Origin of the sequence: Tardiphaga sp. (assembly GCF_044340795.1) — a bacterium.
Lineage (GTDB): Bacteria > Pseudomonadota > Alphaproteobacteria > Rhizobiales > Xanthobacteraceae > Tardiphaga.
In genome coordinates, this window is record NZ_JBIISY010000201.1 from 1 (window position 1) to 10,912 (window position 10,912).

Here is a 10,912-nt window from a genome sequence, read left to right on the forward strand (position 1 = left end):
CCTGGGCGGAAATTCTCAACTACAAGGTCAACCGACGCAGCGAGTTCTCGGGCGGTGATTACATCGTCCGGCTTTTTGAGGTCGAGCATGATGCTGCGCTTTCCGCAGTTGATCTGGCCATAATAGGTACTCTGCCCATCTCGTATTGGCTCTCGGCTTCTTAAGTAGTCTGCATCCGGCGACTCGACCTTAATCACCTCGGCGCCGAGATCTGACAGATGTCTCGTACAATAGGGGCCGGCGATCATTATTGAGAAATCAAGAACACGGATTCCTGCCAGAGGTCGTGGCTTATTTTTTGAGCTTTCGTGCTTCATATTGGTAAACCCGATCTGCGTGGCAGAAGAAATGTAGTGGCAGCGGATGAAGGCCCGGACCAAGTAATCACTAGCTACGATCGCGCTTTCGCGTGCGCACGCGTCCGTTCAATCGGCAATTCAGAAGCTCCATTCGAGTTGTCCTGCGCCAGTTCATCCTCCGTAAAGCCCCACTCAAGTAGCGGCGATGAGGTCAGGGTGCCGGGCGAATCTGGCAGCACGAGTGCGCCTGCTGGTGTTCGACTAAAGCGAGGAGCCGGAGCTGGCTGGAGTACACCATCGACCTTCACGAAAGCGCCGCGAGAGATATTGTGCGGGTGATTGACTGCCTCAGGAATACTCAGGACTGGCGCGAAGCAGACGTCGTGGCCATCGAATAGTTCACACCACTCTCTTCGAGTCTTGCTGCGGAATATGTGGCTAAAGCGAGTGTGTAGGATGGGCCAACTATCCCGCTCGCTACGCGGTGGAAGTTCCGTCTTGTCCAAGTTCAATAGCTTGAGAAGTTTATCATAGAACTTGTCTTCTACGGCAGCGATAGTAACGAAAAGCCGATCTCTGGTTTCGTACACGCGATACCAAGGGGATGCGCCATCAAGAAGATTCTCACCGCGGACATCGCTCCACTGGTTGGCTGCCCGCTTGCCGAAGACGTAGGTCATAAGCGCTGATACGCCATCGACCATAGCGGCATCGACAACCTGTCCAAGACCTGAGCGTGATCTTTCAAATAGAGCAGACAATACGCCAAACGCAAGGAAGAGGCCGCCGCCTCCAAAATCGCCGAGCATGTTGAGCGGAATTGCCGGTGCCTCGCCTCGTCGTCCTAGCGAATGAAGAGCGCCAGTTAGAGCGATGTAGTTAAGGTCGTGACCCGCAGTATTCGCCAATGGCCCAATTTGCCCCCAACCTGTTATGCGACCATAGATTAGTCGCGGGTTGGCAGAGAGGCAGGTGTCTGGACCTAGTCCCAGCCTTTCCATCACACCTGGCCTGAATCCCTCTATCAATACGTCGGCTTGGTCGATCAAGCGCTTCGTGATCGTGATTCCGCGGTCCGACTTCAAATCGATAACGATTGTTCGCCTATTTCGATTCAAGAGTTGGTGATGGGGATCGCCCTTATCCGCCGCAGCCGGGGCTCTACAGATGCGGAGAACTTCCGCGCCCATGTCCGCAAGCAACATCGCACAAAACGGACCAGGCGCGAGCCCGGCCATTTCAATGACCTTCAAACCCGTCAGCGGACCGGCCACATGGATCTCCCAAAGGTATGCGAGCTGTTAAGAGGGCTGATTTGGTTGTTAAAATGGTTAGACCAAAATACCAAAATCGTGTCAAGCTCGGTCAGGGATTTGTAGAGCGACAATCAAAGCGCTTGCCCTGAGCTTAGCCCGGCTCAGCTTCAGTGAACTTAGGATGGAACATGATCCAAATAAAAAAACTGACCGATTCCACCGCAGTCCTTACAGGGTCAACCAGTGGGATTGCGTTCGAGATCGCGGCCCAACTTGCGGAGGCTGGCGTACCGCGAATAATCATCAACGGTAGAAACGGAGCGCGGGGTGCCGATGGCGTTGAGCGGATCAAAGCGCGAGCCCCGAGAGCGGATATTAGGTTCGTCGAGGCAGATCCGACAGAGTACGCTGGTGCAGCCCGTCTAGCTGAAGAAGCCGAGAGGACATTCGGTGGTGTTGATGTTCTGGTCAACAGCATCAGCGGCCCGACGCCGCCGAAGGTCTTCCACGAAGCACGGCCAGAAGAACTAGTGCGATTGATCGATGCGCACTACCTTTCTGTGGTGTTCGTGTGTCACGCCATGTTGCCTCTTCTCATTAAAGATGGTGGAGGGTCTATAATAAACATCGCTTCTGACGCTGCGAAGATTGCAACTCCGGGTGAGTCTGTAATCGGTGGATGTAAGGCGGCTACTCTGATGTTCAGCCGAACGTTAGCACTCGAGACGTCCCGTTATGGGATCAGGGTAAACTGTCTTACGCCTTCAATCGTTCGGAACACGCCAGCTTACGACAGAGTGATGTCGAGCGAGTTTAGCCGCAAGCTATTTGAGAAGGCCGAACGGAAAGCTCGGCTAGGTGTCGTTGAGCCATCAGATATCGCCCCGATCTGCGTCTTCTTGGCGGGCCCGGGTTCATCAAAGATCACGGGCCAAGGTATCAGCGTTAATGGAGGGATTTCTGCGGCATGACGGTTGGAAGATGCGGTCCTTTGTTCTTCGGAATCGCCGAGAATAGCTTTCGGTTAAGATATCATCTTGCCCTACGCCTTCCAGATACGAGTTGCTGTGTATAAGAAGTCTGAGTACCGACGCAGGAAACGTAGTTTTCGTGAGGTTACATGGCGGCGATATCAACGACTCAGCGTCGCTCGAGCCACGTCAGACTGCGTCGGTCGCGCTTGAAAGCGCAACGAAGCTACGAGAAACGTGCTGATGCCAGATAGAAGTTAAAGGCCACGCTTCTTAAAAGTGCTCAGAAAGCTTTTCCGAAGCGCACCAGGCGATTTTCCGACGCTCTTAGAAAAGAACCGGTTAAAGTAGGCGGGATCGGAGTAGCCGAGTGATGCGGCTATTTCGGCAACGTTTTGGCTGGAGTAAAGCAGCTTGCGCTTTGCTTCGACCAGTAGGCGATCGTTAATCAACTCCAGTGATGATTTTCCCGTCGTGCTGCGGCATAAGGCGTTCAGCCGTGCGGTGGTAATGCCAAGCTTGCGCGCGAGCGCCGATAGCGGAAGGTGATTGCGATACGATACTTCGATCAGCTCGCGAAATCTTAAAACTGTATCGACGCCGTGTGTGCCAGCCTTTGCAGGCTTTTCTAGTTTTCCGTGAAGACGGCGTACCGTTATTGCAATGAGATGAAGGTAGGCGCGAATGGCTGCGCTGCGTCCCGGTGCCGCCCATACGAATTCGCGCTCGAGCGCGGCAAAAACTTTGTTCAATTCGATGCTGTCGCCCAGATCCTGCGGCAGAAACCGCGCCGGCCGCGCCAGGCTGCTGAGAAGGTCGGGGTCATCGCGCAGGATCGAGCGCAGATAGGACGTAGACACGGTGATCACGAGGCCGTTGGTGCCGCGCTTGAAGCGGAAGCCGTGCACGGTCATTGCCGGCACCATGATCAGCGTGCCCGGCGTCAGGCGCCAGGCTTCGTCCTCGACCTCGATGGTGCCGCCGCCTTTCGACAGCAGCAGGATCTGGTGATGATCGGGATGGGTGTGCGTTCGGATTATCCAATCATGGCGGCTGCTGCGCACCACGATGGGCTCGATATGCAGAAACGACGCATCGATCTCCTGCGAGCGCTCTTGATACAAAAAATAGTGCGGTATCATGCGCGTCGTCCCGATCGGTGAACTTGTTGTGCGCTGCAACGCAAAAGCGGGCGCTCACGAAAAGTACAATAAAATGATCAAATCGTCCATTGCGGAAGATGCTGCCGGTCTGGATGATCGCGGCAATGTCGAGCATAGCGCGGCGCCATGGCGCGCCGCTGGGGGAACGCATGGAACATGGCACGCAAACCTGTGAGGTTCTCGTCATCGGATCCGGTGCAGGCGGGTTGTCGACGGCGATCACGGCCAAGAAGCACGGCCTCGACGTCGTCGTCATCGAAAAGGAAGATCACTTCGGCGGCACCACGGCGTTTTCCGGCGGAGTGCTGTGGATTCCAGGCAATGCGCATGCGGCGCGGGCCGGCCATGCCGACAGCCGCGACGCCGCGGTCACCTATCTGCGCAACGAGACCGGCAACTATTTCAGCGAAAAAGCCATCGACGCGTTTCTGGACCAGGGGCCGCGCATGCTCGATTTCTTCGAGCGCGAGACCGAGGCCAAATTCGTGCTGTCCGGCTATCCCGATTATCATCCCGACGTGGCGGGCGGCGCGGCGATCGGCCGCTCGGTGACCGCCGCGCCTTATGACGCGCGAAATCTCGGCGACGAGATCAAGCGGCTGCGGCCGCCGCTGTCGACCATCACTTTCATCGGCATGATGTTCAATTCCTCCAACGAGGATCTCAAGCATTTCTTCCGCGCCACGCGCTCGCTGCGCTCCGCGGTCTATGTGGCCAAGCGCCTGGTCAGCCATTTCAAAGATCTCGCGCTGTATGGCCGCGGCGTGCAGATCACCAGCGGCAATGCGCTGGTGGCGCGGCTGGCAAAGACGGCGTTCGATCTGAAGATTCCCATCGTCACCGGCACGGCGGCAAAGCATCTGCTGATCGAGAACGGTGCCGTCACCGGTGCGGTCGTATCGTCGGGCGGCCGCGAACGACGGATCGTGGCGCGGCGCGGCGTGGTGCTCGCCTGCGGCGGCTTCCCGCACGATCTCGAGCGGATCGCGCGCGCTTACCCGCATTTGGCGCAAGGCGGCGAGCATGTGTCGCCGACGCTCGAGGGCAACACCGGTGACGGCATCAAGATGGCCGAAGCCGCGGGCGCGGTGTGCGATATTCGCTTCCCCAACGCGGCGGCCTGGATGCCGGTGTCGAAAGTGCCGATGGGGCAGGGGCGCACCGGCGTCTTCCCGCATCTCGTCGATCGCTACAAGCCAGGCGTCATCGCGGTAAACCGCCGCGGCCTGCGATTCGCCAATGAGTCGAATTCCTATCACGACACCGGGGCGGCGATGATCGCCGATCACGCTGGCGAGCGCGAGACCACCGCCTGGTTGATCTGCGATCACGCGACCATCCGCAAATACGGTCTCGGCTATGCCAAGCCGGCGCCGGTGCCGATCGGCATCTATCTGCGCAACGGCTATCTGCAATCCGCATCGAGCCTGCGCGATCTCGCGGCGAAAATCGGCGTCGATTTCGGCGGCCTGCACCGCACTGTGTCGGACTACAATATCGGCGCGGCGGCTGGCGAGGATCGCCAGTTTGGTCGCGGCACTACCGCCTTCAATCGCTTTCTCGGCGATCCCGAGCACAAGCCCAATCCCAATGTCGCGCCGATCGGCAAGGGCCCTTATTACGCGCTGCAGATTTTTATGGGCGATCTCGGCACTTTCGATGGCTTGACCACCGATACCGTGGGGCGCGTGTTGACGCGGGCGTCGCAGCCGATCCCGGGGCTTTATGCCGTGGGCAATGACCGCGCCAGCATCATGGGCGGCAACTATCCTGGCGCCGGCATCACGCTCGGGCCGATCATGACCTTCGGCTACATCACCGGGCGTCATCTTGCTGGACACGACGACGCGGCAAGCGCGGCGTGAGTGTTTCGACCAATCAATAAATCAAAATCCAATTTGGAGGGAACTACATGACCATCGATCGACGCACATTTGTCGCCGGAACGCTCGCCGCCGCGACTCTGGCCCCGTTGTCGCGGGTCCGCGCGCAGGGTGCCGCCAAGCCGATCAAGATCGGTGTCATCACCGATATGTCCGGCGTCTATCGTGACGTCTCGGGGCCGACCACGGTGGCCTGTGTCGAGCAGGCGATCGCCGAGTTCAAGAGCAGCAATCCCGATATCAAGGTCGAACTTCTGGTGGCCGATCATCAGAACAAGGCCGATGTCGGCCTCGGCATCATCCGCAAATGGTTCGATCAGGATGGCGTCGACATGATCCAGAATGTCGGCAACAGCTCGATCGCGCTCGGCGCCAAATATCTGATCGAGGGCCAGAACAAGGTCGCGATGATTACCACCGCGGGCAGCTCCGATCTGACCGGCAAGGGCTGCAGCCGCAACCAGGTGCACTGGTCGTGGGACTCCTGGTGCCTGTCGCATTCCACCGCGACTTCGGTGGTGCGCACCGGCGGCAAGAAGTGGTTCTTCATCACCGCGGATTACGCCTTCGGTCATGCAGCGGAAGCAGATGCGACCAAGTTCATCAAGGCCGCCGGCGGCACGGTGTTAGGTGCGGTGCGCTATCCGTTCGGCTCAACCACCGATTTCTCGTCCTTCCTGCTGCAGGCGCAATCGAGCGGCGCCGAGGTGATCGGCTTTGCCAATTCCGGCAGCGAACTGATCTCGGCGCTGAAGCAGGCGCAGGAATTCGGCCTCGACGCCAATGGCACGCGAATGGCGGCGATGATCGGCTATATCACTGATGTGGTCGCCATGGGTTTGCCAACGGCCAAGGGGCTCTCGCTCACCGAGACGTTCTACTGGGATCTCAACGACCGCACCCGCGCCTTCATGGAGCGCGTGAGGCCGCGGCTGGCGAAGAACACCTTTCCGAATATGAGCCAGGCCGGCGACTACGCCTGTGTCACGCATTACCTGAAGGCGGTGAAGGAACTCGGCGTCGAGCGCGCGCGGGCAGGCCGCGATGTCGTCGACCTCATGAAGAAGATGCCGACCGATGACGACTGCTTCGGGCAGGGCAAAATCCGCGAGGACGGCCGCAAGATCCATCCGGCCTATCTGTTCCAGGTCAAGCGCCCGGAGGAGAGCAAAGGACCGGGCGATGTTTTCAAGCTGGTCTCGACCCTGCCGACCGAAGAAGCCTTCCGACCGATCGAAGACGGCGGCTGCCCTTATCTGAAGGCGTGAGGTGAAATGCGATGACGTTTGACGCTCCGATTGTCGATCTCCGCACCTATACGATCCAGCTGCGCAAGATGGCGGAATTCATCGACGTGTTCGATCGCCTCGCGATGCCCGTGCAGCTGAAATATCTCGGGCGTCCGCTCGGCATGTATACCAGCGCCGTCGGGCCGCTGAACCAGGTGGTCCATCTTTGGGGTTTCCCGGATATGGGCGAATTCGAGCGGTGCCATGCCGAGCGCGACAAGGATCCGGACTGGCCCGCTTATCTTAAAGCCTCCGGACATCTGATCACAGCGCAGGAAAACCGGCTGATCCGCCGAGTGGATCTGCCGTCGCTGAAGTGAGGATGATGATGAACTGGATCGATCTGAGCGGCCAGCCGGCGGTCGTGACCGGCGCCGGTGGCGGCATCGGCCGCGGCATTGCCGCGGGCCTTGCTGCCGTTGGAGCCCATGCGGTGCTGATGGACCTGCAGGACCAGAGCGCAGCGGTCGACGCGATCGTGGCCGCGGGCGGCCGCGCCACGGCGATCCGCTGCGATGTCACCAATGACGAGAGCGTGCGCGAGGCGCAGCGCATGATTACCGAAAAATTCGGATCTCCCACCATCCTGGTTAACAATGCTGGCACCATGCGGGCCGGGCATCTGGCCACGCTGTCCATCGCGGACTGGGACGCCATTATGGCCCTGAACCTGACCGCTTATCTGCGCTGCGCCCAGGTGTTTGGCGAACCGATGCGGAAGGCCGGCAACGGCGCTCTTGTGCATGTGGCGTCGATCGCGGCCCATGCGCCGCAAAGCTATAGCGGCGCCTATAGCGCCAGCAAGGCGGCTATCGTGATGCTGTCGCGGCAGTTGGCGGATGAATGGGGGCCGCATGGCGTGCGCAGCAACGTGGTCAGCCCCGGCCTCATCGAGACGCCGATGACACGCGGCATCTATGACACCGCCGGCGTCCGCGAGGCGCGGACGGCGCTGGTGCCGCGGCGGCGTGTTGGCCAGCCCGAGGATATCGCCAATGCCGTGGTGTTCCTGGCCAGCAACCGTGCCGATTACATCAATGGCGAGAACATCGTTGTGGATGGGGGATTGTCCCACGTCCTCATGGGCATGGTGCCGCGGCCGGGCTTCGACCGCAATGCGAATGGGGAGTCGAAAGCATGAGCGGGGATCAACCGGTCGTCGCGGTGACGGGCGCGGGTGACGGGATCGGCTGGGCCACGGCCACTGCTTTCGCACAGAGCGGCTATGCCGTCTGCCTGATCGATATCGATGCAGCGAAAGTGGCGGAGCGGGCGCGCGAACTCGGCAGCATGAATCTGGCACTGGGCTGCGACGTGGCGAGCGAAGTGGATGTCCGCCGGGTGTTCGGGGGGATCGAGGCACGGTTCGGACGGCTCGATGCGCTGGTAAACAATGCGGGCATCGGCAGCCCGCATCTGCCGACCACCGAACAGACGCTCGAAAGTTTCTATAAGGTGCTAAGCATCCATCTCGGTGGCACGTTCCTCTGCGCACGCGAGGCGCATCCGCTCCTGAAGGCGGGCGGCGCGGGCGCGATCGTCAATATCAGTTCGATCGCCGGCGTCACGGGGCTGCCGCGGCGCAACGCTTATGGCGCCGCCAAAGCAGGCATCGCGATGATGACGAGATCATTGGCCTGCGAATGGGCCGCCGACGGCATCCGCGTCAATGCCGTTGCACCCGGCTTTGTCGCGACCGCGCTGGTGAAAAAGCTCGAGGCAGACGGTTTTGTCGACGGGCCGCGGCTGCAGCGGCGCATCCCGATGGCGCGACTTGCCGATCCCGCGGAGATCGCCCAGGCGATCCAGTTCCTGGCCTCGAAAGCCGCGAGCTACATCACCGGCACGGTGCTGTCGGTGGATGGCGGATGGGCCGCCTTCGGCGATGCGGGTGACGCATCGTCACCCACGTGACCTCATGATCGGGACACCGAATTTGCGTACACAGATTGTCATTATCGGCAGCGGACCGGCGGGTCTTCTGCTCGGTCAGTTGCTTCATCACTACGGTATCGACAACATTATTGTCGAACGGCAGGACCGCGACTACATCCTCGGTCGCATTCGCGCGGGCGTGCTTGAGCAGGGCACCGTGAAACTGCTGGAGCAGGTTGGGGTGGGGCAGCGCCTGCATCGGGAGGCGCTGATCCATTCCGGCATCTATCTCACATTTGCCGGGCAGCGCCATACCATCGACTTCAAGGTAGCGACCGGCGGCCGCACGGTTGCGGTCTATGGCCAGACCGAAGTCACCCAAGACCTGATGGATGCTCGCGCTGCGGCTGGGCTGCGGACGATCTATCATGCAAAGGATGTCAAGCCGAACGGGATCGATGGCGCGTCTCCGATTGTGAGCTTCGTCCAAGAGGGACGCGAGGTGACCATCGATTGCGATTTTATTGCCGGCTGTGATGGGTTCCACGGCGTTAGCCGGCAATGCATCCCTTCCTCGGCCATCCAGACTTTCGAGCGCGTCTATCCGTTCGGATGGCTGGGGCTGCTGTCTGATACGCCGCCGGTGGCGGAGGAGCTGATCTATACGCGGCACGAACGCGGCTTTGCGCTGTGCTCGATGCGTTCAATGACGCGCAGCCGCTACTATCTGCAATGCAGTCTCGATGAGCGCGTCGAGGACTGGTCGGATGCGCAGTTCTGGGACGAGCTCAGATGCCGCCTCGATCCGGAGGCGCGCGACAGCCTGGTGACCGGCCCGTCGCTGGAAAAGAGCATCGCACCGCTGCGAAGTTTCGTCGCCGAGCCGATGCGGTTCGGGAGACTGTTCCTGGCCGGCGACGCCGCGCATATCGTGCCGCCGACCGGCGCCAAGGGGCTCAATCTGGCGGCCAGCGATGTGCATTATCTCTCTCAGGCGCTGCGCGAATATTATGCCGAAAAGTCGTCGGCAGGCCTGGATGGCTATTCGCAGCGTGCATTGGCGCGAGTTTGGAAAGCGGAACGCTTTTCCTGGTGGATGACATCGATGCTGCATCGGATGTCCGCCGACGATGGTTTTGCGGAGCGGCTGCAGCTTGCGGAGCTCGATTATTTGATCCATTCGAAGGCGGCAACAACCTCGCTCGCCGAGAATTATGTTGGACTTCCCTTTTAATCAGTAACGCCATGCGGCCGTTAAACACCTACGTTTCGGAGGTCTCGAATCTAAGTGTCTAAAAATGGATGGTGTTAGTTAGTCGTCTGAAACAGGCGCCACGCGTACACCTAGCCGATGATATTGAGTAGGCGCACGATGACGCTTATTCAAATTTCGCTTACACTGAATTATGGTTTCGGCGTCGGTTTGGCCTCACTGAACTACGTAATTTGCGCGCCGATCTAACTAAGTCGATCGCTGATGGGCGTGGATCCGATCATGGTCGTTCTTGCAGCATTACCATGGGCCTGGTCGTTACCCGCTCAACTCTCGGCACCAGTGAGGGACTGACCACTTATTTTGGCGACCCAATGCGGCGGATATCGTCTTCTTTGCAAAAATGGAACTGGTGTTTCTCGTGACCTTCGGGCCCGGAGAGGCTGACAAGCATGATATGACGACAATCGTGCACTCGCATCAGCCGAACGCATATTATGCGCGGCACCAATGACAAGATGATCGTAATTATGATTGTTTTGACCGCTATGCCATTCGCGGAGCTGTAACCTTTCTTTGCAATACGAACGCTGCGCTTTGCGCTGTTCGCCGGCACCTCCGAGTTGAAGCTCGGCAGTGTGTCTGCTTTTTGCTCTTTGACAGTAAGATGCTCATGGGCACCGCAGTGCCATATCACGAACCAAATAATCTATAAGCGCACGTTGATGCAGTAGCGGTTGATTCACGTATGGCGCTGGATGCAAAACGGGGCGCTTTGTAGATCATGTGCCACTAGAGATTGGGATGGACGTAGCCTCATAGTCTTAAGGAATGCGCTCGACACTCCCAACTGCACTTGATCGCGTAGATTCGTGCTGCGGATAATCTTGATTCGCCTAGTCGAAAAAGGGCCGCGAATGGGGCCAAAGTCGAGGGAAAAGTTGCGCCGACGAGTCTCATGCT

The 10,912-nt window shown here is 59.2% G+C and carries 10 protein-coding genes; 7 read left to right on the plus strand and 3 right to left on the minus strand.

The features are described 5' to 3' along the window. Both ACIQ17_RS25195 and ACIQ17_RS25200 read right to left on the minus strand, forming a co-directional pair. Window positions 1-317 (minus strand): CoA transferase (locus ACIQ17_RS25195; RefSeq protein ID WP_398472006.1); only part of this gene is annotated, 317 nt, incomplete at its 3' end. A gap of 74 nt (window positions 318-391) precedes the next feature. Continuing rightward, window positions 392-1,573, minus strand: a complete 1,182-nt coding sequence (locus ACIQ17_RS25200; RefSeq protein WP_398472007.1) for a CaiB/BaiF CoA transferase family protein — start codon at window positions 1,571-1,573, stop codon at window positions 392-394. A gap of 170 nt (window positions 1,574-1,743) precedes the next feature. On the opposite strand from ACIQ17_RS25200, the gene ACIQ17_RS25205 reads away from it, so the two are divergent. Next, entirely contained in the window at window positions 1,744-2,526 is a 783-nt protein-coding gene (locus ACIQ17_RS25205) for an SDR family NAD(P)-dependent oxidoreductase (protein WP_398472008.1), read from the plus strand. A 257-nt stretch (window positions 2,527-2,783) separates the two neighbouring features. Here the strand turns inward: ACIQ17_RS25205 and ACIQ17_RS25210 are convergent, their stop codons facing one another. Continuing rightward, the gene (locus tag ACIQ17_RS25210) at window positions 2,784-3,668 is read right to left on the minus strand and encodes a helix-turn-helix domain-containing protein (RefSeq protein WP_398472009.1); all 885 of its coding nucleotides are present in this window, start codon (window positions 3,666-3,668) and stop codon (window positions 2,784-2,786) included. A gap of 170 nt (window positions 3,669-3,838) precedes the next feature. On the opposite strand from ACIQ17_RS25210, the gene ACIQ17_RS25215 reads away from it, so the two are divergent. From ACIQ17_RS25215 to pobA, 6 genes are read left to right on the plus strand one after another with little or no spacing between them, the layout of a single operon-like run. Then, on the plus strand, window positions 3,839-5,554 hold the full coding sequence (locus ACIQ17_RS25215; RefSeq protein WP_398472015.1) for an FAD-dependent oxidoreductase: 1,716 nt from the start codon (window positions 3,839-3,841) through the stop codon (window positions 5,552-5,554). A gap of 47 nt (window positions 5,555-5,601) precedes the next feature. Next, the gene (locus ACIQ17_RS25220) at window positions 5,602-6,840 is read left to right on the plus strand and encodes an ABC transporter substrate-binding protein (protein WP_398472010.1); all 1,239 of its coding nucleotides are present in this window, start codon (window positions 5,602-5,604) and stop codon (window positions 6,838-6,840) included. A gap of 11 nt (window positions 6,841-6,851) precedes the next feature. Next, complete coding sequence (locus ACIQ17_RS25225) at window positions 6,852-7,181, plus strand: NIPSNAP family protein (protein ID WP_398472011.1); 330 nt, start codon at window positions 6,852-6,854, stop codon at window positions 7,179-7,181. 8 nt (window positions 7,182-7,189) lie between these two features. Next, window positions 7,190-8,002, plus strand: a complete 813-nt coding sequence (locus tag ACIQ17_RS25230) for an SDR family NAD(P)-dependent oxidoreductase (RefSeq protein WP_398472012.1) — start codon at window positions 7,190-7,192, stop codon at window positions 8,000-8,002. Then, the gene (locus ACIQ17_RS25235; protein ID WP_398472013.1) at window positions 7,999-8,775 is read left to right on the plus strand and encodes an SDR family NAD(P)-dependent oxidoreductase; all 777 of its coding nucleotides are present in this window, start codon (window positions 7,999-8,001) and stop codon (window positions 8,773-8,775) included. The genes ACIQ17_RS25230 and ACIQ17_RS25235 overlap by 4 nt, the downstream gene beginning before the upstream one ends. Before the next feature lie 22 nt (window positions 8,776-8,797). Beyond that, window positions 8,798-9,970, plus strand: a complete 1,173-nt coding sequence (gene pobA, locus ACIQ17_RS25240; protein ID WP_398472014.1) for a 4-hydroxybenzoate 3-monooxygenase — start codon at window positions 8,798-8,800, stop codon at window positions 9,968-9,970. Window positions 9,971-10,912 lie beyond the last annotated feature (942 nt).